19 protein-coding genes and 1 riboswitch are annotated in these 24,869 nt (G+C 73.9%); of the genes, 4 read left to right on the forward strand and 15 right to left on the reverse strand.

What is annotated here, in order from left to right; genetic code table 11:
• The first annotated feature begins 91 nt into the window (after positions 1 to 91).
• Positions 92 to 532, forward strand: coding sequence for a nitroreductase family deazaflavin-dependent oxidoreductase (locus tag IE98_RS0108330; RefSeq protein ID WP_030266658.1), 441 nt, complete (start codon positions 92 to 94; stop codon positions 530 to 532).
• A 19-nt stretch (positions 533 to 551) separates the two neighbouring features.
• Here IE98_RS0108330 and IE98_RS0108335 read toward each other — a convergent pair whose 3' ends face one another.
• From IE98_RS0108335 to IE98_RS0108355, 5 genes are read right to left on the reverse strand one after another with little or no spacing between them, the layout of a single operon-like run.
• Complete coding sequence (locus IE98_RS0108335) at positions 552 to 1,901, reverse strand: cobyrinate a,c-diamide synthase (RefSeq protein WP_030266661.1); 1,350 nt, start codon at positions 1,899 to 1,901, stop codon at positions 552 to 554.
• A 4-nt stretch (positions 1,902 to 1,905) separates the two neighbouring features.
• Positions 1,906 to 2,502 (reverse strand): cob(I)yrinic acid a,c-diamide adenosyltransferase, encoded by a 597-nt coding sequence (gene cobO, locus IE98_RS0108340; RefSeq protein WP_030266664.1) that lies wholly within the window; start codon positions 2,500 to 2,502, stop codon positions 1,906 to 1,908.
• Between the two features lie 3 nt (positions 2,503 to 2,505).
• A complete protein-coding gene (locus tag IE98_RS0108345; RefSeq protein WP_030266667.1) occupies positions 2,506 to 4,584 on the reverse strand; it encodes a putative cobaltochelatase in 2,079 nt (692 codons plus the stop codon).
• Between the two features lie 26 nt (positions 4,585 to 4,610).
• Positions 4,611 to 6,107, reverse strand: coding sequence for a cobyric acid synthase (locus IE98_RS0108350; protein WP_030266670.1), 1,497 nt, complete (start codon positions 6,105 to 6,107; stop codon positions 4,611 to 4,613).
• Complete coding sequence (locus tag IE98_RS0108355) at positions 6,104 to 7,153, reverse strand: cobalamin biosynthesis protein (protein ID WP_078660859.1); 1,050 nt, start codon at positions 7,151 to 7,153, stop codon at positions 6,104 to 6,106. Before IE98_RS0108355 ends, IE98_RS0108350 begins: the two co-directional genes overlap by 4 nt.
• A 113-nt stretch (positions 7,154 to 7,266) precedes the next feature.
• Positions 7,267 to 7,402: riboswitch (cobalamin riboswitch) on the reverse strand.
• Positions 7,403 to 7,607: 205 nt separating this feature from the next.
• Here IE98_RS0108355 and IE98_RS0108360 point away from each other — a divergent pair.
• The 3 genes from IE98_RS0108360 (at position 7,608) to IE98_RS0108370 (ending at position 11,184) form a co-directional block, all read left to right on the forward strand.
• Complete coding sequence (locus IE98_RS0108360; RefSeq protein ID WP_159400854.1) at positions 7,608 to 8,297, forward strand: helix-turn-helix domain-containing protein; 690 nt, start codon at positions 7,608 to 7,610, stop codon at positions 8,295 to 8,297.
• Between the two features lie 90 nt (positions 8,298 to 8,387).
• Complete coding sequence (locus IE98_RS0108365) at positions 8,388 to 9,509, forward strand: alpha/beta hydrolase (protein ID WP_030266677.1); 1,122 nt, start codon at positions 8,388 to 8,390, stop codon at positions 9,507 to 9,509.
• Between the two features lie 169 nt (positions 9,510 to 9,678).
• Positions 9,679 to 11,184, forward strand: coding sequence for a hypothetical protein (locus IE98_RS0108370; protein WP_030266680.1), 1,506 nt, complete (start codon positions 9,679 to 9,681; stop codon positions 11,182 to 11,184).
• A gap of 86 nt (positions 11,185 to 11,270) precedes the next feature.
• On the opposite strand, the gene IE98_RS0108375 is transcribed toward IE98_RS0108370, so the two are convergent.
• From IE98_RS0108375 to IE98_RS0108420, 10 genes are all read right to left on the reverse strand, one after another.
• Positions 11,271 to 12,152, reverse strand: coding sequence for a CDP-alcohol phosphatidyltransferase family protein (locus tag IE98_RS0108375; RefSeq protein ID WP_030266682.1), 882 nt, complete (start codon positions 12,150 to 12,152; stop codon positions 11,271 to 11,273).
• Positions 12,139 to 12,831: a phosphatidylserine decarboxylase gene (locus IE98_RS0108380; RefSeq protein ID WP_030266685.1), complete on the reverse strand. Its 693-nt coding sequence runs from the start codon at positions 12,829 to 12,831 to the stop codon at positions 12,139 to 12,141. The genes IE98_RS0108375 and IE98_RS0108380 overlap by 14 nt, the downstream gene beginning before the upstream one ends.
• Before the next feature lie 463 nt (positions 12,832 to 13,294).
• Complete coding sequence (locus IE98_RS0108385) at positions 13,295 to 14,497, reverse strand: acyl-CoA dehydrogenase family protein (RefSeq protein WP_030266688.1); 1,203 nt, start codon at positions 14,495 to 14,497, stop codon at positions 13,295 to 13,297.
• A gap of 156 nt (positions 14,498 to 14,653) precedes the next feature.
• The gene (locus tag IE98_RS0108390) at positions 14,654 to 15,157 is read right to left on the reverse strand and encodes a MaoC family dehydratase (RefSeq protein WP_030266691.1); all 504 of its coding nucleotides are present in this window, start codon (positions 15,155 to 15,157) and stop codon (positions 14,654 to 14,656) included.
• A gap of 37 nt (positions 15,158 to 15,194) precedes the next feature.
• On the reverse strand, positions 15,195 to 16,169 hold the full coding sequence (locus IE98_RS0108395; protein ID WP_030266693.1) for an HpcH/HpaI aldolase/citrate lyase family protein: 975 nt from the start codon (positions 16,167 to 16,169) through the stop codon (positions 15,195 to 15,197).
• 10 nt (positions 16,170 to 16,179) lie between these two features.
• Positions 16,180 to 18,204, reverse strand: coding sequence for a protein meaA (locus IE98_RS0108400; RefSeq protein WP_030266696.1), 2,025 nt, complete (start codon positions 18,202 to 18,204; stop codon positions 16,180 to 16,182).
• A complete protein-coding gene (gene ccrA, locus IE98_RS0108405) occupies positions 18,204 to 19,541 on the reverse strand; it encodes a crotonyl-CoA carboxylase/reductase (protein WP_030266698.1) in 1,338 nt (445 codons plus the stop codon). The genes IE98_RS0108400 and ccrA overlap by 1 nt, the downstream gene beginning before the upstream one ends.
• Positions 19,542 to 19,915: 374 nt before the next feature.
• Entirely contained in the window at positions 19,916 to 20,818 is a 903-nt protein-coding gene (locus IE98_RS0108410; RefSeq protein ID WP_030266700.1) for a TetR family transcriptional regulator, read from the reverse strand.
• A 295-nt stretch (positions 20,819 to 21,113) separates the two neighbouring features.
• The gene (locus tag IE98_RS0108415; RefSeq protein ID WP_030266701.1) at positions 21,114 to 22,889 is read right to left on the reverse strand and encodes a 3-hydroxyacyl-CoA dehydrogenase family protein; all 1,776 of its coding nucleotides are present in this window, start codon (positions 22,887 to 22,889) and stop codon (positions 21,114 to 21,116) included.
• 450 nt (positions 22,890 to 23,339) lie between these two features.
• Positions 23,340 to 24,839 carry an MFS transporter gene (locus IE98_RS0108420; RefSeq protein ID WP_030266704.1) on the reverse strand — a complete coding sequence of 500 codons (1,500 nt, stop codon included), beginning with the start codon at positions 24,837 to 24,839 and terminating at the stop codon, positions 23,340 to 23,342.
• Positions 24,840 to 24,869: the final 30 nt, after the last annotated feature.

The following is a 24,869-nucleotide window of genomic DNA, read 5'->3' on the forward strand; positions in this document are numbered from 1 at the left end:
TCGTGTCCAGGAGCGAGAGCACTGCTCTCGGAAGAGTCCGCCGCTCACGAACCCGGGGGTTCCCGTGTCCGACACCGCCAGCCGCTACGTGATGCCCACCGGCCGGATCAGCACCGCCCTGCTGGGCCTGTCCAACCGCACCGTCGCCGCCCTCACCCGCGCCGGCCTCAGCCTCTGGGGCTCCCGCGTCCTCGCCGTGCGCGGCCGCAAGAGCGGCGAGTGGCGGACCACCCCCGTCAACCTGCTCACCCACGACGGGCAGCGCTACCTGGTCGCGCCGCGCGGCCACACGCAGTGGGTGCGCAACCTCCGTGCCGCCGGCACCGGTGAACTCCGGCTCGGCCGCCGCGCCGAGGCCTTCCGCGCCACCGAACTCCCCGACGCCGAGAAGCCCGCGGTGCTCCGCGCCTACCTCAGGCGCTGGAAGTTCGAGGTGGGCGTCTTCTTCGACGGCGTCGACGCGGACGCCTCCGACGCCGAACTGCTGCGGATCGCCCCCGGCTACCCGGTCTTCCGGCTCGCCCCGAACTGACGGCGGCGGACGGCGGCCGTCAGAGCGCCGCCCGGACGAGGCGCTCCGCGAGCTGCGGCGCCCCCGCCCAGTGCAGGTGCAGGTACGAACCGTGCACCGGACCCTGCACGAAACCCTCCACGGTCGGCCCCGCCGGGCCGCGCCAGCCCCAGGCGGGCTGCTCCCCGGCGCCCGGCTCGCAGACCGTGCGGTGGAACTCGTGCCCGCGCACCCGGGTCCCCTCCGCGGCCAGCGGGCTGTCCGCCAGCGCGACCGCCTCCCGGTAGCCCAGCGTGAGCCGCTCGGTCATCCGGCCGGTGTGCGGCAGCACCCCGCACATCTCCTTGCCGTCCAGCTCCCGCCCCAGGTAGAGCAGCCCGGCGCACTCCGCGGCGATCGGCGCACCGCCCGCCGCCAGCGCGGCGATCTCCCCCCGGAGCGCCGCGTTGGCGCTCAGCTCACCCACGTACATCTCGGGGAAGCCGCCGCCGATCACCAGCCCGCGCGTGCCGGCGGGGAGCTCCTCGTCGCGCAGCGGGTCGAACGGCACCACCTCGGCACCCGCCGCGGCCAGCAGCTCGGCGTTCTCCGCGTACGAGAAGGAGAACGCCGCCCCGCCCGCCAGCGCGATCCGCGGCCGGCCCGCGACGGGGGTGACCTCGGCGGCCGCGGACCACGGCTCGGCGTCCAGCGGCGGGGCGCTGCGGGCCAGCGCCAGCAGCGCGTCCAGGTCCACCGAGGCGGCGACCAGCTCGCCCATGTCCCGCACCGCCCGCAGCGCGTCCGCGGAGCGCTCCACCGCAGGCACCAGGCCCAGGTGGCGCGAGGGCGTCGCGACCGAGGCGGCGCGCCGCACACAGCCGAGCACCGGCACCCCGGAGCCCTCCTCCAGGGCCTCGCGGAGCAGCTGCTCGTGACGGTCCGAGGCGACCCGGTTGAGGATCACCCCGGCGAGGCGCACCTGCGGGTCCCAGGAGGCGAAGCCGTGCACCAGGGCCGCCACCGAGCGGGACTGCGAGGAGGCGTCCACCACCAGCACCACCGGCGCCTTCAGCAGCTTGGCGACCTGCGCGGTGGAGGCCAGCTCGCCGCGGCCCGCCGCCCCGTCGAACAGCCCCATCACGCCCTCGACCACCGCGACGTCGGCCCCGGCCGCGCCGTGCAGGAAGAGCGGCGCGACCCGGTCCTCCCCGCACATGAACGCGTCCAGGTTGCGGCCCGGCCGGCCCGCGGCCAGCGCGTGGTAGCCCGGATCGATGTAGTCCGGGCCGACCTTGTGCGGGGAGACCGCGAGGCCGCGCGCGGCGAGCGCGGCGATCAGCCCGGTGGCGACGGTGGTCTTGCCCGCGCCCGAGGAGGGCGCGGCGACGACGAGACGGGGGATGTTCAACGGACTACCACTCGATACCGCGCTGGCCCTTGCGGCCGGCGTCCATGGGGTGCTTGACCTTGGTCATCTCGGTGACCAGGTCGGCGAAGTCGGTCAGCGGCTCCTTGGCGTACCGGCCGGTGATCACCACGTGCTGACTGCCCGGGCGGTCCTTCAGCACCGACACCACCTCGTCCACGTCCACCCAGCCCCAGTGCATCGGGTAGGTGAACTCGTCCAGCACGTAGAAGCGGTAGGTCTCGGCGGCGAGGTCGCGCTTGACCTGCTCCCAGCCCTCCTTGGCCGCCTCCTCGCTGGACTCCATGCCGCGCTGCACCCAGGACCAGCCCTCGCCCATCTTGTGCCAGGCCACCGTGCCGCCCTCGCCGGAGGCGCCGAGCACGCGCAGCGCGTTCTCCTCGCCGACCTTCCACTTGGCGGACTTGACGAACTGGAACACCCCGATCGGCCAGCCCTGGTTCCAGGCCCGCAGCGCCATGCCGAAGGCGGCGGTCGACTTGCCCTTGCCCGGGCCGGTGTGCACGGCGGTGATCGGCAGGGTACGGCGCTGACGGGTCGTCAGGCCGTCGTCGGGGACACTCTCGGGCACTCCCTTGGGCACGGCTCAGGCCGCCTTTCGCTGGGTGGAGACGGAACGGTGGTCGCGGACGAGCGCCGCCACGCCCTCGGCGCGCAGCTCGTCCAGGGTGACGGCGGGGCCGCCGAGGCGGGCCGCCAGGGTGCGGGCCAGGCCGAGGCGGACGTGACCGGACTCGCAGTCCAGCACCACGCTCGCCACGCCCTGCCCGGCCAGCAGGCCCGCGGCCCGCTCGGCCTGGGCCAGGGCGTCCCGGCCGCCGGTGGCACGGCCGTCGGTGACGACGACCAGCAGCGGACGGCGGTCCGGGTCGCGCATCCGCTCGACCCGCAGCACCTCGTGGGCGCGCAGCAGTCCGGCGGCCAGCGGCGTCCGCCCGCCGGTCGGCAGCTGCTCCAGCCGGGCCGCCCCGACCTCCACCGAGGAGGTCGGCGGCAGGGCCAGCTCGGCGCCGGTGCCGCGGAAGGTGATCATGCCGATCTTGTCCCGGCGCTGGTAGGCGTCCATCAGCAGGGACAGCACCGCGCCCTTGACCGCGCCCATCCGCTGCCGGGCCGCCATCGAACCGGAGGCGTCCACGACGAACAGCACCAGGTTGGACTCGCGGCCCCGGCGCACCTGCTCCCGCAGGTCGTCCTTGGCCAGCACCAGCGCCCGCCCGGACCGCCCGCGGGCGGCCTGGTGCGGGGCGGCGGCCTGCAGCGTCGCGGTCAGGTGCAGCCGGGCCAGCCGGCCCTGCGGGCGGCGCGCCCGCACGGTGTGCCCGCCGTCGGTCTCGGCGGCCGAGCGCCGGCCCATCGCCCCCCGGCCGGTGCCCGGCACCCTGAACAGCCGGGTCCGGTACGGGTCGGCGCTCGCCACCGGCGCCTTCTCGCGGCCGGCGCCGGGCGCCGGGCGGGGCGGCGGCGGGGCCTGCTCCGGGGTCTGCTCCGGGGTCTGCGAGGCGTCACGGGCCGGGTCGGAGGCCGCCGAGGCGTCCGGTCCGTCCGCCGGCGCGGGGGCGCCGCCGGGGTCGTCCGGGCCGCCGTCCTGCGGGCCGCCGCCGTCCGGATCGGTGTCCGGGTCGGTGTCGTCCGGGCCGTCCTCCTCGGCGCCCGCGTGCTCCTCCAGCGTGCGGTCCAGCTGCTCCTCGTCCAGGCCGGGCGCGTCGAAGGGGTTGCGGCGCCGCCGGTGCGGCAGCGCCAGCTGCGCGGCCTTGCGGACGTCCTCCTCCAGCACCTCGGTCCGACCCGCCCAGGCCGCCAGCGCCACGGCCGTGCGGGCCATCACGATGTCCGCCCGCAGGCCGTCCACCTCGAAGGCGGCGCAGACCGCGGTGATCTGACGCAGCGCCGTGTCGGTCAGCTCCACCTTCGGCAGCAGCTCCCGGGCGGCGGTGATCCGCTCGGCGAGCGCCCGCTCCTCCTCGGCGAACCGCTCGGCGAAACCGGCCGGGTCGGCGTCGTAGGCCAGCCGGCGGCGCACCACCTCGGCCCGCTCCTGCGGGTCCCGGGTCGCCGCGATCTCCACCGTCAGGCCGAACCGGTCGAGCAGCTGCGGCCGCAGCTCGCCCTCCTCCGGGTTCATCGTGCCCACCAGCAGGAAGCGCGCGGCGTGCCGCACCGACACGCCCTCCCGCTCCACGTACGAGCGGCCCATCGCCGCCGCGTCCAGCAGCAGGTCGACCAGGTGGTCCTGCAGCAGGTTGACCTCGTCGATGTAGAGCACGCCGCGGTGCGCCCTGGCCAGCAGGCCCGGCTCGTACGCCTTGACGCCCTCGGCGAGCGCCCGCTCCAGGTCCAGCGAGCCGACGATCCGGTCCTCGGAGACGCCGACCGGCAGCTCCACCAGGTGCGCGGGCCGCTCCAGCCCGGCGGCGCCGCCGTGCGCGCCGTCCGGGCACTGCGGGTCCGGCGCCGCCGGGTCGCAGGCGAACCGGCAGTCGGCGACCGTGCCGATCGACGGCAGCAGCCCGGCCAGGGCACGCACCATGGTCGACTTGGCCGTGCCCTTCTCGCCGCGCACCAGCACACCGCCGACGGCCGGCGAGACCGCGTTCAACAGCAGCCCGAGCCGCAGGTCGGCCATGCCGACGACCGCGGTGAACGGATAACGGGCGTCACTCATCTGCTCTCCCATGTTCACGGCCCCGCTCACGGCGCACCCGGCGGCACGAACGGCAGCCCCTGCGGTGCCCCGCCCTCGATCAGCTTCCACAGCGCGTCGGTGTCCGCATGCTCCTCGATCAGGTCGCCCAGCCGGTCCAGCCGCTCCTCGCGCGCCGCGGCGAACGAGGTGTCCGGCGCCGGGACGAAGGCCCGCCCTGCCGCGGACGCCACCTCGCGCAGCAGCGCCCGGCGGAAGCCGTCGTTCTCCAGCGCGCCGTGCCAGGTCGTCCCCCACACCGCGCCGACCCGGCACCCGTCCAGGAAGGCCTCCCCGCCCTCGACGGACACCACGCCGTGGTGGATCTCGTACCCCTCGACCCGCTCCCCGTACGCCTCGCCGACCGGCCGGCCGAGCACCTTCTCCACGCCGAACTCCACCCGGGTCGGCAGCAGTCCGAGGCCCTCGACGGCGCCCGCCTTCGACTCCACCGCGTCGACGATCTCCCGGGAGAGCATCTGGTAGCCGCCGCACACGCCGAGGACGGGCAGTCCGGCCGCCGCCCGCGCCCGCAGGGCGGTGTCCAGTCCGCGTCCGCGCAGCCAGTCCAGGTCGGCCACGGTCGCCCGGGTGCCGGGCAGCACCACCAGGTCGGCGTCGGCCAGCTCCTCCGGCCGGGTCGCCCACCGCACCAGCACGCCCGGCTCCTGCGCCAGCGCGTCCACGTCGGTGAAGTTCGACAGCCGCGGCAGCCGCACCACGGCCACCCGCAGCACCTCGGCGCCGTGCGGGGCCGCGGTCGGACGGTTCTCCACCGCGGTCGACAGGTCCAGCGAGTCCTCGGCGTCCAGCCACAGACCGGACAGCATCGGCAGCGTGCCCAGCACCGGACGGCCCGTCAGCTCCCGCAGCATCTCCAGGCCCGGCGCCAGCAGCCGGGCGTCCCCGCGGAACTTGTTCACGAACCAGCCCGCCACCAGCGCCTGGTCCTGCGCGGACAGCAGCGCCAGCGTGCCGTACATCGCCGCGAACACGCCGCCGCGGTCGATGTCGCCGACCACCACCACCGGCAGGTTCGCCGCCGTGGCCAGGCCCATGTTCGCGATGTCCCGGTCCCGCAGGTTGATCTCCGCGGGCGAGCCGGCGCCCTCGCAGACCACCACCTCGTACCGGCCGCGCAGGTCCGCCAGGCACTCCAGCGCCCGCTCCAGCAGGACGGGCTTGCGCTCGCGGTAGTCCAGCGCACCGACCTCGGCGACCGGCCGGCCGAGCAGTACCACCTGGCTGCGGCCGTCCGCGCCGGGCTTCAGCAGCACCGGGTTCATCGCCGCCTCCGGCGCCACCCCGGCGGCCTGGGCCTGCATGGCCTGGGCGCGACCGATCTCGGCGCCGTCCGCGGTGACGAACGAGTTCAGCGACATGTTCTGCGCCTTGAACGGCGCCACCCGCACCCCCTGCCGGGCCAGCCACCGGCAGATCCCCGCCGTGACCACGCTCTTGCCCGCATCCGAGGTCGTCCCTGCCACCAGCAGAGCCTTCGTCACGTGACACTCCCTTGCTTACGTGTGGCGCCGGCCGTGAGAACGGCCGTCCCGGCCGCGAGGGTGCGCCGTTCGGGTGCTCCGACCGGTCCGGTGCGCCCGCGGGTGGCCCGGCCGAGCGCGGTGCGTCCGAGGGCGTGCGCGGCCGTGGTGACGGCCAGGGCCAGGACGCCCACACGGCGGGAGAGACGGCAGGCGCGTTCGATGTCCGCGACGGCGACCGGGCGGAGCTCGGCGCCGAGGACGGGGCGGTGCTCGACGCGCTCGCCGTACTGCAGGGTGCCGCCGAGGCGGACGCCGAGGCCGCCGGCGAAGGCCGACTCGGCCTGTCCGGCGTTGGGGCTGGGGTGTGACGACCCGTCGCGCCGCCAGACCCTCCGGGCGGCCCGCGGGTGCTCCGCGGCGGCGACGGTCAGCAGCGCGGTGAGCCGGGCGCCCGGCCAGCCCGCCACGTCGTCGAGCCGGGCCGAGGCCCAGCCGAAGCGCAGGTGGCGCGCCGAGCGGTGGCCGACCATCGCGTCCAGGGTGTTGACGGCCCGGAAGGCCAGCAGCCCGGGGGTGCCCGCCAGCGCGCCCCAGGTGAGCGCGTTGACGACCGCGTCGGCGGTGTTCTCGGCGACGGACTCGACGACGGCGCGGGCGATCTGCTGCTCGTCCAGGGCGCTCGGGTCGCGCCCGCACAGGTGGGGGAGCCGCCCGCGCGCGGCGGCCAGGTCGCCGGCCTCCAGGGAGCGGCCGATCGTCCGGGCCTCGCGGGTGAGCGAGGTGCCGCCGAGGACCGTCCAGGCGGCCGCCGCGGCGAGCGCGGCGCGGGCCGCGGGACGGCGCCGCAGGGCGTGGTCGGCGAGGGCCGCCCCGGCCGCGACCGCGCCCACGCTCAGGGCGGTGAACGCGGTGCCGGCGCCCCGGTGGTCGCGCCAGAGCCGGCGCTCCAGACGTCCGGCGGCGCTGCCGAAGAGGGCCACCGGGTGGCCGCGGCGGGGGTCGGCGAGGGCGGCGTCGGCGAGGTAGCCGGCGACGGCGCCCAGCAGGTAGGGGGCGGGGCTCACCCGGGCCACGGCCCGGCTCCCCGGTCGGGGCGCAGCGGTGACCGCTGGGCAGCCTGCATGGCGTGCGTGTCCTCACTCAGGGTCCGCGCCCTGGATCGACGAACCGGCGGCGAGAGTCTCCTGGCTTCCGGGTCCGGCGCGCGCTCGGGCCTTCCAGCGGCCCTGTGGCGGACCGCCGTGACCGTGCAGGTCGAGCGTGCTCCCCGGTGACAGTGGCGGGACCGCGCCGGATTCGCACCGGCTTCCTCTGCATGCCTCCGTATGGCCCCGAGATCCCATCACGCGCTCCGACCACCAGTCAACAAAGCCTCCGGAGGGCTTGGTCACACCCGTCGTCACGTTCCGTCGCCGTCCGCCCCGTACGATCCTCCAGCGCCCGGCGCGGCCGCCGGGCCCCGGTTCGTGCGTTCGGCGTGTGGGTGGTGCCGCGCGGCCGCCCGTACGTTCTTGTCGCATGCGACGCAGACCGTCCGCACCGCCTCCGGTGCCCTTCTCCCCGCGGGCCGCCCAGGCGCACCGCGCCGGGCTCGGCCTGAGCCCGGAGCAGGTCGCCGAGGCCATGGCCGCGCACGGCGTCCGGCTGCTGCCGAGCCACGTGGCGGCGTGGGAGGCCGGTGAGTTCCTCCCGTCGGAGGAGGAGTTCATCGCGCTGTCCCGCGCCCTGTGGTGCCCGCCCGCGCAGCTGATGGGCATCGCGCCGGCCACCCTGCGGGACCACCGGCTGGCCCGGGAGCTCACCCGGGAGCAGGCCGCCCACCGGATCGGGGTCGGCGCGGCGACCTACGCGAAGGCCGAGGCCACCGGCCACTGGGACGCGGACGGGGAGCAGGGCCTCGCCCTGGCGCACGTGCTCGGGCTGCCGCTGCGGGTGCTGGTCCGGGTGACCGGCCGTCAGGACGACCTCGACCGGCGGCTGCGCCAGGTGGTGGACGGCCGCTGGCAGGCGCAGCTGCGGGAGGTGGGCCGGATCGTGCCCGTCCCGCACGAGCTGCTGGGCGGGGTGCTGGCCGACCTCCAGGACGAGTACCTCGTCCCCGGGCACTGGGGCTCCTCGGTGCCGGACGCCGCCCGGCCGCCGGCCCGGCCGCTCGCGGAGCGGTTCTGGGAGCTGCTGGCCCGCCGGGGCACCGACGTGCCGGTCTGACCCGCCCGGACGGCCCCGTCCGGGTGGCCCGCCCCGGGGCGCGGGCGTGGACTGGGATCGCCGTGTCCGTGCCGCCACACCGGGAGCGCCATGCGTTGGGGAACCGCCGCGATCGTCGCGGCCGCCGCCGTCGGGACGGGTGCCGCGGCACTGCTGATCGGCCGCCGGGTGTCCGAGCGGGCCGTGCGGCCCGGCTTCGCGGGCGCCGGCGCGGCGGCCGGGCCGGGCATCCGGGTGCAGGAGGTGGCCGGCGACCGGGTCATGCTCACCCGCAGCGTGGAGACCGTGCGCCCGGGCCGCTACGCCCTGGAGTGGGCCGGGGGCGGCCACGCGGTGGTCGGCGACGTGCTGGCCACCGGGCCGCAGAGCGTCACCCGCCGGCTGCTCGCCACCGGCGCCGGCTCGCTGTACAGCGGGACGGAGGTCCGGGTGACCGCCCGGGTGCACCTCGGCGACCCGGCCTCCGCGCTCGGCCTGGACTTCACCCCGACCACCGTCGACGGCGAGCTCGGCCCGATGCCGGCCTGGTACCTGCCGGGCATCCGCGGGCTGTGGGCGGTCCTGGTGCACGGCCCGGGCGCCGACCGGCAGCAGGCCCTCCCGGTGCTGCCGCTGCTGCACGCGCTGCGGATGCCCGTGCTGGTGGTCACCCACCGCGGCGACGAGGGCGCCCCGGCCTCCCCGGACGGCCTCGGCCACTTCGGCGAGACCGAGTGGCGGGACGTCGACGCCGCCGTCCGCCTCGCGCAGGCGAACGGCGCCGGCCGGATCGTGATCTTCGGCTGGTCGCTCGGCGCGACCATGGCGCTGCACACCGCGGCCCGCTCGGCCTGGCGGGACTCGATCGCCGGCCTGGTGCTGGACTCGCCGGTGCTGGACTGGCCCGCCACCGTCCGCCGGGAGGCCGCCCGGGCCGGGGTGCCCGCCCCGCTCGCCGAGCTCGGTGCACTGGCCGCCGAGGGCCGCACCAAGGTCGACCTGGCGAGCTTCGCCCGGCTGGCCGCCGGCACCGACCTGAACGTGCCCGCCCTGCTGCTGCACAGCCCGGTGGACGCCGTGGCGCCCTTCGAGGCGGCCGAGCGCCTCGCCCGGCGGCGCGACGACCTGGTGAGCCTGCACGCCGTCCCGGGCGGTGCCCACGCGGCCCTGTGGAACGCCGACCCGGACGCCTACGGCGAGGCGCTGCGCCGCTGGCTCACCCCGCTGCTGTGAGCCCGGCCGGGACCCGACCGTCGGGAGCGTGCTCATGCCAGGAATCCGGCCCGGGCGACCCGGTTTGGTGCCTGTTGCCCGATCTCATCCCCCGTCCGCGGAGCGGACCTACGATCGCGCGTAGAACTCGATGTGACAGAAGGCCCGTACACGGGGAAGACTGCTCGGCGTGACGTCTCGGAACCCGCGCGACCGTGATGCCCCGCTCCAGCCCGCGATCCGCACCGGAGCGACGGTGACCCGTCTGCCAGGAGCGGCCCGGCGGGCCGAGAGCACGCCTCCGGGCGGGCCGGTCCGCCGCCGCACCCCCGCACCCAAGCCGGGCCGCGGCCGGGTGCCGCTGCCGGACGGCTTCCCCGCTCCCGCCGAGCTGGCGCCGCTCGCCCGCCGGATGCTCGCCGACGCGGTGCGCATCTCCCGGTGGGCCGGCGAGCTCGGCGAGGTCGACAAGCGGGGCGAGCTGCTGCCCGACGACGCCCGGGCCGCCGGGCGCGCCCTCGCCATGACCGTCGGCGCCGCCGCCAAGGCCTGGGGCCAGGCCCTGCTGGTCGGCCTGGTGGAGCTGCGCGACGGCGGCGCCGGGCCCGGCTGGCGGCTGAACGCCTGGGAGCACGACGACGAGGCGGTGATCCGCGGCTGGTCCGCGCTGTTCGACGCCTGGACGCTGCTCGCCCCCGTCCCGCCCGCGGCCCTGCGCGGCGTCTTCGCGCTGCTCGCCGGCCAGGCCGTCGACCAGGCACCGCACCTGCTGTCCTTCCTGCACCTGGTGGACGGGCCCGTCCCGGACAGCGAGCTGCTGGAGCTGCTGCGCCGGGGCCTGGACGAGCGCCGGCACGGCGCCGGCACGGGTTCGTTCGGCCCTTCGCCGGTGCCGCACGCGGCCTCCGCGATGTCCGCCGTCCGCGGCACCTGCCGGGAGCCGCAGGTCGACACCCCGACCTCCGCGACCGACGTCGCCGCGGTCCTCGACTGGATGCTGGACGGCCTGGCCGCCGTCGGCGCCCTGGAGCGCCGCGACGACGCCGCCGAGCTCTCCCCGCTCGGGCACTGGGCGGTCCGCGCCAAGCTGGAGGAGATCTGCACCGTCGCGCAGACCGCCGCCGGCCACATCGAGCAGGACGCGCTGGAGCTGCTCGCCGCCTGTGCCGACTACACCCCGGGACCGGCCCGCGCCGAGTACCGGGCCTGGGTCGCCGCCCGCCCGGCCGACCGCGCGGTCGCCGAGCTGCTGGACGCCGCCCGCGGCGAGGACGCCCTGCTGCGCGGCCTCGCCTTCGAGGCCCTGCGGGTCGCCGGCGGCCCCGCCGAGCAGGCCGTCCGGGCCGCGGTGGAGGAGCAGGCGCTGCGGCCGTACGCGCTGCTCTGGCTGGCCGAGCGCTCCGACGACGGCCCGGTGTCCCCGGCCGACGTGCTGGGCGCGGAGGACGCCGCCTGGCTGTGGGTGGACACCGCCGCCGCCGTACTCGACCACGGCGACACGGCTCTGCTGGTGCCGCACGTCGAGGGCGCCTCGGCGGGCGAGCCGGTGCGGCTGTTCAACCGCGCCCGGCAGTCCGGCCACCCGCGGGCGGCCTCGGTGCTGACCGCCGTCTCCGGTGTCCACCCGGACCCGGCGGTGGCGCGGGCGGCCCGCCGCTCGGCCTTCAGCGTCCACGACGGCGGCGCCGGCCGGTAGCGGCCGCCGCCGCCCTTCCGGGCATGCGAGAGGGGCCCGCATCCGAATCGGATGCGGGCCCCTCGTTCGTTCCGGGTCCTGCGGGCTCAGCAGCCGCGGGACTCCGCGCGGCGGGCGCGGACGTCGCCCACCTTCTCGCCGACCTTGCGGCGGATGACCAGCAGCGGCGCCATCGCGGCGAGCGTGATCTGGGCGACGGCGCCGATGTGCATCAGCATGTCGCCGCCGGGCAGACCGGCCGCCCAGGCCGCCAGGCAGCCGATCGAGACCACGATCCAGCAGAGCGTCGCGGTGGCGAGCAGCCCCTGCGGCTTCGGGTACTCGATGCGGCTGACCATCAGGTACGCCACACCGAAGATCATCAGCAGGCCCGGCACGAACGGCGGGTCGAGGAGCACGATGGCGATCACCGTCATCGCGCCCATCGGGCACGGCATGCCCTGGAAGATCCCCGGCCGCATCTTGACCGCCGAGAACCGGGCGAGCCGCAGCACCACCGCCAGCAGGACGGTCAGCGCGATGAACGCCGAGAGCTGCTGGTTGCTGTCCGGCGACACGATGCCCCAGACCGCCACGAAGTACGCCGGGGCGATGCCGAAGCTGATCAGGTCGGCCAGGTTGTCCAGCTCCGCGCCCAGCGCCGAGGAGCGCAGCTTGCGGGCCACCAGGCCGTCGAACAGGTCGCACATCGAGCCGATCAGCAGCAGCGTGACCGCGGTGGCGGCGCTGTTGCGGTTCGGCGCGGTGGTCTCACCGGTGAGGTGCGGCATCAGGACCCCGGTGGTGATCGAGTAGATCGCCAGGAAGCCGCAGACGGCGTTCCCCAGGGTCAGGAAGTCGGCGGTGGACAGGTGCTGCGGCGAACGGGGCGCCCGCAGCTCGCGGTCGCGCGCCCAGCGGCGGCGCCGCAGCTCCGTCTCCTCCTCGTCTCCGAGGCCGACGAGAGTCTCAGGATCAGTCACGGTCAAGGCGCGTCACCCCGGCGGTGGTCTTCTGGCCGACCTCGACGCCAACCTCGACGCCTGCCGGCAGGTACGTGTCGACGCGGGAGCCGAAGCGGATCAGACCGATCCTCTCGCCCTGCTCGACCTTGGTGCCGGCGCTCACGTACGGCACGATGCGGCGGGCCACGGCCCCCGCGATCTGGACCATCTCGATGTCGCCGAGCTCGGTGTCGAAGTGCCAGACGACCCGCTCGTTCTGGTCGCTGTCCTTGTTGAACGCCGGGACGAAGCCGCCGGCGACGTGCTCGACGGACGTCACGGTGCCGGGCAGCGGGGCCCGGTTGACGTGCACGTTGAGCGGGCTCATGAAGACGGCCACCCGGGTCCGGCCGTCCGGCCAGGCGTCGATCGACTGCACCACGCCGTCCGCGGGGGAGATGACTCTGCCGGTGCCGATCTCACGCTCCGGGTCGCGGAAGAACCACAGCATGCCCGCACCGAGGGCGCAGGCCGGGACAGCCGCCAGGGCCCACTTGCCGGAGCGCCGGGTGAGGGCGGTCGTCACGGCGGCGGTGGCCAGGGTCGGGGCGAACCAGGGGGTCGCGCCGCGCGCGATCGTCACGCGCGGACGCCGACCGGCCGTCGGTGCGGCGAAGGGGTCGCCGCCCGGGACGGAGGTGTGAGGGGACGGGCTGATGGGCATCGAAGACCTTAGTCGCGGGGGATCATGGCCGCTGGACGGGGGCCACCGCGGGGATCGGGTACATGGGGACGCTGTCCCGGTGGATGCTATCGGGACCAGGCGGTAGGTGGGCAAGCCGCCTGTTCGTGGATATGCCGGGCACGGTGCCGAACCATGCCTGCTATGTATACGACCGTAGCCGAGGCGGGGTGGTTCCCCAAGGGCTCGGGCGTGGCGCGTGACCCACCTCTCACCGCACACCGGGCGCCCTCGACGGAGGGTCGGCACGCCGGGGGACGCCGGCGCCGCCGCAGTGTGCAGAGACGGCCGCAGGGCGCGTACCTGCTGGTATGCGCCCTGCGGCCGCCTCCGGGCCCGCCGCACCGCCCCCCACGGCTGACCAGGCCGTACCGGTGCGGCAGGGGGCCGGGAACGGGCCCGCACGCCCGTGCCCGACCATGCGGAAAGTCGGGGACGTACCGGATCAGTCGGCCAGGCGGTACTCCTCGAGCAGCCGCCGACCGACGATCATCTTCTGGATCTCCGCAGTACCTTCACCGATGAGCAGCATCGGGGCCTCGCGGTAGAGGCGCTCGATCTCGTACTCCTTGGAGAAGCCGTAGCCGCCGTGGATGCGGAAGGCGTCCTCGACGACCTCCTTGCAGTACTCGGAGGCGAGGTACTTGGCCATGCCGGCCTCGAGGTCGTTGCGCTCGCCGCTGTCCTTCTTGCGGGCGGCCATCACCATCATCTGGTGCGCGGCCTCGACCTTGGTGGCCATCTCGGCGAGCTTGAACTGGATCGCCTGGTGCTCGGCGATCTTCTTGCCGAAGGTGGTGCGCTGCTGGGCGTAGGAGATGCCCAGCTCGAAGGCGCGGCGGGCGACGCCGCAGCCGCGGGCGGCGACGTTGACGCGGCCGACCTCGACGCCGTCCATCATCTGGTAGAAGCCCTTGCCGGGGACGCCGCCCAGGATCCGGTCGGCCGGGATGCGGACGTCCTGCAGCACCAGCTCGGTGGTGTCGACGCCCTTGTAGCCCATCTTCTCGATCTTGCCGGGCACGGTCAGGCCCGGGACCTTCGGGTTCGGGCCGAAGCCCGGCTCCTTCTCGATCAGGAAGGTGGTCATGTTCTTGTACGGGGTGGAGCCGCCCTCGTCGGTCTTGCAGAGCACCGCGACCAGGGTGGAGGTGCCGCCGTTGGTCAGCCACATCTTCTGGCCGTTGAGGACGTAGAACTCGCCGTCCTTGACGCCCTTGGTGGAGATCGCCGCGACGTCGGAGCCGAGGCCCGGCTCGGACATCGAGAAGGCGCCGCGGATCTCGCCGGCCGCCATCCTGGGCAGGAAGTACTCCTTCTGCTCCTGGGTGCCGTGCGCGTTGATCATGTGCGCCACGATGAAGTGGGTGTTGACGATGCCGGAGACGGACATCCAGCCGCGGGCGATCTCCTCGACCACCAGGGCGTAGGTCAGCAGGGACTCGCCCAGGCCGCCGAACTCCTCGGGGATGGTCAGGCCGAACAGGCCGAGCTGCTTCATCCCCTCGACGATCGCGGTCGGGTACTCGTCCTTGTGCTCCAGCTCGGTCGCGACCGGAATGATCTCCTTGTCGACGAAGTCCCGCACGGTGGCGAGGATGTCCCGCTGGATCTCGGTGAGGCCGTCGGTCTGTGCGAGGCGTCCCATCGTGCGGCTCCCTGTGTGAAGGCGTGAGGGTGGGGGGGAGGGGTCGTGCCGGAGCACGGAAGTCGTTGTCGGGGGCCCTGCCGGCGTGGCTGCGGCAGCAGGGCCCCCGGGCCGGGTGGGGTGAGGCCGATGACGGCGGCCTACCCGTCCGGGGTCTCAGGAAGCGGGGGTCGGGCGGCCGGGCTGCTCGCCGCCGCGCTCCTTGATGTAGGTCTCGGTCGGCACCATCACCTTGCGGCGGAAGATGCAGACGACCGTGCCGTCCTGCTTGTAGCCCTTGGTCTCGACGTACACGATGCCGCGGTCGTCCTTGGACTTCGACGGCCACTTGTCGAGGACGGTCGTCTCGCCGTAGATCGTGTCGCCGTGGAAGGTCGGGGCGACGTGGCGCAGCGACTCGATCTCCAGGTTGGCGATCGCCTTGCCGGAGACGTCCGGGACGGACATGCCGAGCAGCAGGGAGTAGATGTAGTTGCCCACGACGACGTTCTTGCCGAAGTCCGTCGTGTTCTCCGCATAGTTGACGTCCATGTGGAGCGGGTGGTGGTTCATGGTGAGCAGGCAGAAGAGGTGGTCGTCGTACTCGGTGACCGTCTTGCCGGGCCAGTGCTTGTAGACCGCGCCGACCTCGAACTCTTCGTAGGTGCGTCCGAACTGCATGGGGTGTCCTTAGGAGGCCTGGGAAGGGGCGGGCGGGTCAGGCCTGCGGGGGCTCGAACTTGCTGGTGCGCTCCATGCCGGCGGCGCGGCCCTTGCCGGAGATGACCAGGGCCATCTTGCGGCTGGCCTCGTCGATCATCTCGTCGCCGAGCATCGCGGAGCCCTTGGCGCCGCCCGCCTCGGAGGTGCACCAGTCGTAGGCGTCGAGGATCAGCTCGGCGTGGTCGTAGTCCTCCTGCGAGGGCGAGAAGATCTCGTTCGCGGCGGCGACCTGGTCCGGGTGGAGCACCCACTTGCCGTCGAAGCCGAGGGCGGCGGCGCGGCGGGCGACCGCCTTGTAGCCGTCGGCGTTGCGGATCTGCAGGTAGGGGCCGTCGATGGCCTGCAGGTCGTTGGCGCGGGCGGCCATCAGGATGCGCATCAGGATGTAGTGGTACGCGTCCGCGTCGTAGCCGGGCGGCTGCTCGCCGACGACCAGCGACTTCATGTTGATCGAGGCCATGAAGTCGGCCGGGCCGAAGATGATGGTCTCCAGCCGGGGCGAGGCGGTCGCGATCGAGTCGACGTTGATCAGGCCCTTGGCGTTCTCGATCTGCGCCTCGATGCCGATCTTGCCGACCTCGAAGCCCATGGTCTTCTCGATCTGGGTGAGCAGCAGGTCGAGCGCCTTCACCTGCTCGGCGTCCTGGACCTTCGGCAGCATGATGCAGTCGAGGTTCGGGCCGGCGCCCTCGACGACGGTGATGACGTCACGGTACGTCCAGTGCGTCGTCCAGTCGTTGACGCGGACGACCTTGGTCTTGTTGCCCCAGTCGCCGTTGTTGAGGGCGTCGACGATGTTGTGCCGGGCGCTCTCCTTGACCAGCGGGGCGCAGGCGTCCTCCAGGTCGAGGAAGACCTGGTCGGCGGGCAGGCCCTGGGCCTTCTCCAGGAAGCGCGGGTTGCTGCCGGGCACGGCCAGGCAGGAGCGGCGCGGCCGGAGGCGGTTGACGGTGGTCATGAGGGTGGTGATTCCTTCCCGGTCAGCTGGTCGCGGTCGAGTGCGGCGCCGCGGCCCACGGCTGGAGCCTGTTGGCCAGCCGGATCTCGTCCACGATCCGGCCGATGATGGTGGTGATGCCGAAGTCCTTCGGGGTGAAGACCGCGGCGACACCGGCGGCCTTGAGGGCCTCGGCGTCCGCAGCGGGGATGATGCCACCGACGATCACGGGCACATCCTCCACCCCTGTGCGGCGCAGCCGCTGCAGGACGTCCGGCACCAGCTCGGGGTGGGCACCCGAGAGGATGGACAGGCCCACGCAGTGCACGTCCTCGGCGACGGCCGCGGAGACGATCTGCTCCGGGGTGAGCCGGATGCCCTGGTAGACCACCTCGAAGCCGGCGTCGCGGGCCCGGACGGCGATCTGCTCGGCGCCGTTGGAGTGCCCGTCGAGGCCCGGCTTGCCCACCAGCAGGCGGAGCTTGCCGGTGCCGAGCTCGGCGGCGGTGGCGGCGACCGCCTCGCGGACGGCGGCGAGCTCGCCGCCGGCCTCGGCCGCCACCGCGACCGGGGCGCCGCCCACGCCGGTGGGGGCGCGGTACTCGCCGAAGACCTCGCGCAGGGCGAAGGCCCATTCGCCGGTGGTCACGCCGGCGCGGGCGCAGGCGAGGGTGGCCTGCATGAGGTTGTCGGTGGTCGCCGCGGTGGCCTTGAGCCGCTCCAGGGCGGTCTGCGCGGCCGCCTCGTCGCGCCCGGCGCGCCACTGCTCCAGGCCGGCGAGCACGGAGCGCTCGGAGGCCGGGTCCACCACCATGATCGCGGTGTCGAGGTCCGCGGTGAGCGGGCTCTCCTCGGTGGTGTCGAAGCAGTTCACCCCGACGATCTTGTCCTCGCCGGCCTCGATCCGGGCGCGGCGGGCCGCGTGCGAGGCGACCAGGTTGGACTTGAGGTAGCCGGACTCGACGGCCGGGATGACCCCGCCCATCTCCAGCACCTTGGCGATCTCGGCCTCGGCGCCGGCGAGCAGCTCGTCCGTCTTGGCCTCGACCACCGCGGAGCCGTTGAAGATGTCGCCGTACTCCAGCAGGTCGGACTCGTACGCGAGCACCTGCTGGATGCGCAGCGACCACTGCTGGTCCCACGGGCGGGGGAGGCCCAGGGCCTCGTTCCACGCGGGCAGCTGGACGGCGCGGGCACGGGCGTCCTTGGAGAGGGTGACGGCGAGCATCTCCAGCACGATGCGCTGGACGTTGTTCTCCGGCTGGGCCTCGGTGAGGCCCAGCGAGTTCACCTGCACGCCGTAGCGGAACCGGCGCTGCTTGGCGTCCTCGATGCCGTAGCGCTCGCGGGTGACCTTCTCCCAGAGCCGGGAGAAGGCCCGCATCTTGCACATCTCCTCGACGAAGCGGACGCCCGCGTTCACGAAGAAGGAGATCCGGCCGACGACCTCGCCCATCCGCTCCGCCGGCACCTGGCCGGAGTCGCGGACGGCGTCGAGGACGGCGATCGCGGTGCACATCGAGTACGCGATCTCCTGGACGGGGGTGGCCCCGGCCTCCTGCAGGTGGTAGCTGCAGATGTTGATCGGGTTCCACTTGGGGATGTTCGCGACCGTGTAGGCGATCATGTCGGTGATCAGCCGGACGGACGGACCGGGCGGGAAGACGTGCGTCCCGCGCGACAGGTACTCCTTGACGATGTCGTTCTGGGTGGTGCCGGTGAGCTTGGCGATGTCCGCGCCCTGCTCCTCGGCGACCACCTGGTAGAGCGCCAGCAGCCACATCGCGGTGGCGTTGATCGTCATGGAGGTGTTGGTCTGTTCGAGCGGGATGCCGTCGAACAGGGTGCGCATGTCGCCGACGTGGCCCACCGGGACGCCGACCCGGCCGACCTCGCCGCGGGCGAGGACGTGGTCCGAGTCGTAGCCCGTCTGCGTGGGCAGGTCGAAGGCGACGGACAGGCCCGTCTGGCCCTTCGCCAGGTTCCGCCGGTAGAGCGCGTTGGAGTCGCTCGCGGTGGAGTGCCCGGCGTAGGTCCGCATCAGCCACGGACGGTCGCGATCCGCCATCAGATGTTCCGGAAGCGGTTGATCGCCGGCAGGTGCTTGGCACGCAGCTCGTGGTCGCGGACGCCCATGCCCTCCTCGGGGGCGAGGCAGAGCACGCCGACCTTGCCCTGGTGCTTGTTGTGGTGCACGTCGAGGGCGGCCTGGCCGGTCTCCTCCAGGGAGTAGACCTTGGAGAGGGTCGGGTGGATCTTGCCCTTGGCCACCAGGCGGTTGGCCTCGAAGGCCTCGCGGTAGTTGGCGAAGTGCGAGCCGACGATGCGCTTCAGCGACATCCACAGGTAGCGGTTGTCGTACTGGTGCATGAAGCCGGAGGTCGAGGCGCAGGTGACGATGGTGCCGCCCTTGCGGGTGACGTAGACCGAGGCGCCGAAGGTCTCGCGGCCCGGGTGCTCGAAGACGATGTCCACGTCCTCGCCGCCGGTGAACTCGCGGATCTTGGAGCCCAGGCGCTTCCACTCGCGCGGGTCCTGGGTGTGCTCGTCCTTCCAGAACTTGAAGCCCTCGGCGGAGCGGTCGATGATCGCCTCGGCGCCCATGGCGCGGCAGATCTCGGCCTTGGACTCGCTGGAGACCACGCAGATCGGGGTGGCGCCGCCGGCCAGGGCGTACTGGGTGGCGTACGAGCCGAGGCCACCGCTGGCGCCCCAGATCAGCACGTTGTCGCCCTGCTTCATGCCGGCGCCGTTCTGCGACACCAGCTGGCGGTAGGCGGTGGAGTTGACCAGGCCCGGGGAGGCGGCCTCCTCCCAGGTGAGGTGCTTCGGCTTGGGCAGCAGCTGGTTGGTCTTGACCAGGGCGATCTCGGCGAGGCCGCCGAAGTTGGTCTCGAAGCCCCAGATGCGCTGCTCCGGGTCCATCATCGTGTCGTTGTGGCCGTCCGGGGACTCCAGCTCGACCGAGAGGCAGTGCGCGACGACCTCGTCGCCCGGCTTCCAGGCGTTGACGCCGGCGCCGGTGCGCAGGACGACGCCCGCGAGGTCCGAGCCGAGGATGTGGTACGGCAGGTCGTGACGCTTCGTCAGCGGCGACAGGCGGCCGTAGCGCTCCAGGAAACCGAAGGTGGAGACCGGCTCGAAGATCGAGCTCCACACGGTGTTGTAGTTGACGGAGCTCGCCATGACGGCGACCAGGGCCTCGCCCGGACCGAGCTCGGGGAGGGCGACCTCGTCGAGGTGGAGGGACTTGCGGGGGTCCTTGTCGCGGCTGGCGAGGCCGGCGAACATCTGCTCCTCGTCCTTGTGGAGCGTCACCGCCCGGTAGGACTCCGGCAGCTCGATCGCGGCGAAGTCCGCCGAGGTGCTGTCGGAGCTGAGGATCGCGTCGAGGATTTCGTTCATGGCTGCCTCCGAAGGCGTACCTGTGTGAGGGCACAGGGCGTCTGGGGGAGCCGGGAGCGGACACCGGCTTCGCTGAGGGTCTGTGGGTGGGTTTTGCCGACGGTCTGCGACGGATGTGGTGTCGCCGAGGTCGTACGTGCCCCCGTGGTCCGGGGACGCCGGACGCGGCGCGCCGAGGTGGGGAGCCGCGGCGCCGCGACTGGTGGGTAACAAGGTAGTGGCACCCTGTGCCACTCGTAAAGACACCGGGTGTCATCAGTTCGAGTGATGTGGATCGCTGTTCGACGCGGGCCCGGCGGGGTATGCGCGAAGGCCCGCCCCGGATGTCCGGGACGGGCCTTCGAAACGCTCGTGAACTGCGGAAACGCCGCTGGTCAGGCCGGGTTGGCGGCACTCAGGGCGGACTTGATCGAGTCCAGCACGAGCTCCAGCGGGGCGTCGGTGCGGGCCACTGTGATGAGCACCTCACCGCCGGGGCTGGCGCTCAGGGCGCTCACCGCGGAGCTCTCCGGGACCGACCCGGTGTCACCACTGGCACTGGGTGCCACAAGAGTGCCACGCCGTCGCACGCCACTCGGCGAGGTCGCCCAGAAGGTGCCCCGGATGACCTCGAAGGAGTGGTCCAGCTGGGCCTCCACGTCGCCGTGGCCGCCCGCCCGCAGCCAGCGCCGCAGCACGTGGTTGTGGGCCGCCACCACCGCCGCCGCCGACACCTCGGCCAGCATCGAGTCGTCGTCCCCGCCGCGCTGCCAGCCCGGCGGGATCTGCTCCGCCGCGTCGAAGCGCCCCAGCAGGTAGCGGGTGAACAGCCGCTCGTACCGGGCCACCACCGCGATCTCCCGCTCGCGCAGCGCCGGCACCTGCCGGATCAGCTGGTAGCGCGCCACCGAGACGCCCGGGGTGGAGGCGTACATCCGCAGCACCTCCTTGATGCCGCGGCACACCACGTCCAGCGGGTGCTCCTCCGGCTCGGCGCTGGCCAGCAGGTCGGCCACCCGGACCAGGGTGTCGTCGTGGTCCGGGAAGATCGCCTCCTCCTTCGAGCGGAAGTAGCGGAAGAACGTCCGCCGCGCCACGCCCGCCTCGGCGGCGATCTGATCGACCGTCGTCTCCTCGTACCCCTGGTTGGCGAACAGGTCCATCGCCGCGGACGCCAGCTCCTGGCGCATCTGCCGGCGCTGCGCCGCGGCCCGCCGGCCGCCGGTGCCGCCCTCGGGGCGGGCACCGTCCACCGGTTCGCGGGGCGGCTGCTGTGCGGATGACTGTTCCCGATCCATGCCCGGAACGCTACACGCCCCGGGTGCCGCTCCGGTCGGCCGCGCCCGGCGGACCGGGGGCGCCGGCGGCAGCACGGCGGGCCGCGGCCAGCGGGGCGGCAGCGCACCCTCGTTCCACGCCGGCCGGCCGGCCGGCGCGACGTTGCTCCGAGGCAGTCTGCCTCCGGGCTCGGTGTTCATGTCGACTCCTTGCTGCGAGGCGGCCGTTCGGTCCGTGGATGTGCCGTGCGGGCCGCCCCGCCCCGCCCGTCCGCGGGTGGGGCCGCGGGGGACGGGCGGGGCGGCCCGTGGTGCGTCAGCGCCGGGCGTGGTCGCGGAAGCCGCGGCCGGTCTTGCGGCCCAGGCAGCCCGCCGCGACCAGGTGCTCCAGCAGCGGGGCGGCCGCCAGGCCGGGCTCGCGGAACTCCTGGTGCAGCACCTGCTCGATGGTCAGCGAGACGTCCAGGCCGACCACGTCCAGCAGCTCGAACGGGCCCATCGGGTAGCCGCAGCCGAGCTTCATCGCGGTGTCGATGTCGTCCACCGTCGCGTAGTGCTCCTGCAGCATCCGCACCGCGTCGTTCAGGTACGGGAAGAGCAGCGCGTTGACGATGAAGCCGGCCCGGTCGCCGCACTCCACCGCGTGCTTCTTCACCTTCGCGCAGAGCTCCAGCACGGTGGCGGTGACGTCCGGCGCGGTGAGCACCGTGGAGACCACCTCGACCAGCTTCATCGCCGGCGCCGGGTTGAAGAAGTGCATGCCGATCACGTCCTGCGGCCGCGAGGTCGCGGTCGCGCAGCTGATCACCGGCAGGCTGGAGGTGGTGGTGGCGAGCACCGCACCCGGCTTGACGACCTTGTCCAGGGCGGCGAACAGCTCGCGCTTGACCTCCAGGTCCTCGGCGACCGCCTCGACCACCAGGTCCACCCCGGCCAGGTCGGCGTAGCTGCCGGTGGGGGTGACCAGCTCCAGCGCCGCGTCCCGGGCCTCGGCGGCGAGCCGGCCGCGGGAGACCGAGCGCTCCAGCGACTTGGCCAGCTGCGCCTTCGCGCGGTCCGCCTTCTCCTGGCTGCGGGCCGCCAGCAGGACGGGCAGGCCGGCCTTGGCGAACACCTCGACGATGCCGGTGGCCATGGTGCCGGAGCCGCAGACGCCGATGCTCGCGACCGTCCGGCCCGCGATCCGGGTGCCGGCCTCGGCGGCGGCCTCGGCGACCACCTTCGAGGAGCCGGGCGCCTCGTACGTGTAGAAGCCGCGGCCCGACTTGCGGCCGAGCAGGCCCGCCGAGGCGAGCTGGCCGAGGATCGGCGCCGGGGCGTGCAGCCGGTCCTTGGACTGCTCGTACATCGCCTCCAGCACGGTGCGGGCGGTGTCGATGCCGATCAGGTCGAGCAGGGCCAGCGGGCCCATCGGCAGGCCGCAGCCGAGCCGCATCGCGGCGTCGATGTCCTCGCGGGTGGCGTACCGCGACTCGAACATCGCGGCGGCCTGGTTGAGGTAGGCGAAGAGCAGGCCGTTGACGATGAAGCCGGCCCGGTCGCCCGCCGCGACCGGCTCCTTGCCCAGGTCGCGGGCGAAGGCGGCGGCGTCCTCGGCGGCCTGCGGCGAGGTCAGCACGGTGCGCACCACCTCGACCAGCTTCATGGTGTGCACCGGGTTGAAGAAGTGCAGGCCGAGCACCCGCTCCGGGCGGGCGGTGGCGGCGGCGATCCGGGTCACCGAGAGCGCGGTGGTACCGGTCGCGAGCACCGTCTCCGGCGGGCAGATCCGGTCCAGCTCGGCGAAGACCTCGCGCTTCAGCTCCAACTGCTCGGGCAGCTCCTCGATCACCAGGTCGGCGCCGGCCGCGGCGTCCAGCCGGTCGCCGACGGTGATCAGGGCGAGCAGGGCGGTGCGCTCCTCGGCGGTGAGCCGCTCGCGCTGCACCGCGTGCGCGGTGGTCTCCTCGATCCGGGCGAGGGCCCGGCCCGCCGCGTCGGCATCGGCCTCGATGCCGAGCACCCGGCGGCCGCTCTTCGCGACGGCCACGGCGACGCCGGCACCCATGGTGCCGAGGCCGACCACGGCGACGGTGGGGAAGGGACGCTCCATTGTCCTGACTCCTTGTCATGGGCCCGCGCAGCACTCGGGCGCGGCCGGCCGCTCGACGGCGAGCGGCGGCCGGGGCACGCCGGAGGAGGGTGTGGCGACGCGGGTGTGCGGGAAGACGGGGCGGCCCCGCGGTGCACGGACCGGTCCGCTCCGGTCGTGCCGCGGGTGTGCCGAAGTGCTCAGGCGCGCTGAGAAGAAGGACAGGCGGCGCTGAACTGCTGCAGGGAGAAGACGGCCGCGAGGGCCGGAGACCACGCACCGGGGCGTCCGCGCGAATGCCGCGGCGCCGACCACGCCGGTGCGGCTCCCGAGGCCCGGCGCTGGTGCGTGCCGGTCACTGTAGCGGAGTTACCGCCCAGTAGGAAGAGTGCCGCGCGGGTCGGCGAGGAGCGGGGAACGCGCAGCGGCCCGCCGGGAGAACCCGGCGGGCCGCTGCGGTGAGGGGTGGGGTCAGTGCGCCATCACGGGGACGGCGTCCACCTCGGCCGCGCCCTCGGCGGTCGCGTGGACCTCGGGACGGCCGGTGTTGATCAGGACGGCGGCGGCCGTGGCGGCGACCACCAGGATGCCGAAGGACCACCAGATCGCCGTCGAGAAGCCGTGCACCATGCCCTGCAACTGGAGCAGCTGCTGCGGCGAGCCGTCCTTGGCGTGCGAGGTCAGGTACGCGGTGGTGGCGCTGGCCGCGATGGTGTTCAGCAGCGCGGTGCCGATGGCGCCGCCGACCTGCTGGGAGGTGTTGACCATCGCCGAGGCGACACCGGCGTCGCGCGGCTCGACGCCGTGCGTGGCCAGGCTCATCGCCGGCATGAACGCGGTGCCCATGCCGAGGCCCATCAGGATCAGGCCGGGCAGGATCAGTGCCGGGTAGGAGCTGTTCACGTCGATCTGGGTGAGGATCAGCATGCCCAGCGAGGCGACCAGGAAGCCGGGCACCATCAGGTAGCGCGGCGGGACGCGGGTCATCAGCCGGGCGCCGATCTGGGTGGAGCCGGTGATCATGCCCGCCACCATCGGCAGGAAGGCCAGGCCGCTGGTGACCGGGCTGTAGCCGAGCACCACCTGCAGGTAGTAGGTGAGGAAGAGGAACAGGCCGAACATGCCGATCACGGCGAGGCCGAGCGACAGGTAGACACCGCCGCGGTTGCGCTCGGTGACGACGCGCAGCGGCAGCAGCGGCGCGGAGACCTTGCTCTCGACCACGGCGAACGCGCCCAGCAGCACGGCGGCGGCGACGAACAGGCCGACGGTGATGCCGGCGCTCCAGCCGTCCGACTCGGCGCGGGTGAAGGCGTACACCAGGGAGACCAGGCCGGAGGTGACCAGCAGCACGCCGGGGATGTCCAGCTTGTTGCGGTTGCGGCTGCCGACGGGCTCGCGGATCACCATCACCGCGCCGAGGATCGCGACCACGGCGAACGGGATGTTGACGTAGAAGGTCCAGCGCCAGTTCAGGTACTCGGTGAGCAGACCGCCGAGGATCAGGCCGATCGCACCGCCACCGCCGGCGATGGCGCCGTAGATGCCGAAGGCCTTGGCGCGCTCCTTGGCCTCGGTGAACATCACCGCGAGCAGCGAGAGCGCGGCCGGGGCGAGCAGGGCGCCGAAGACGCCCTGGAGGGCGCGGGCGCCGAGCAGCATCGGGGTGTTGACGGCGGCGCCGCCGAGCGCGGAAGCCAGCGCGAAGCCGGCCAGACCGATGGTGAAGGTCCGCTTGCGGCCCCACAGGTCGGCGATCCGGCCACCGAACAGCAGCAGTCCGCCGAAGGCCAGCGCGTAGGCGGTGATCACCCACTGGCGGTTGCCGTCGGAGATGCCGAGGTCGTGCTGGGCGGAGGGCAGGGCGATGTTCACAACGGTCGCGTCGAGGACGACCATCAGCTGGGCCAGGCCGATGAAGGCGAGTGCCTTCCAGCGGCGCGGGTCGGCCTGGAGGCCGGATTCGGACATGGGGGTACCCACTAACGTGCGTTGCGTGCG

Source organism: Streptomyces sp. NRRL B-24484, from assembly GCF_000717715.1.
Lineage (GTDB): Bacteria > Actinomycetota > Actinomycetes > Streptomycetales > Streptomycetaceae > Kitasatospora.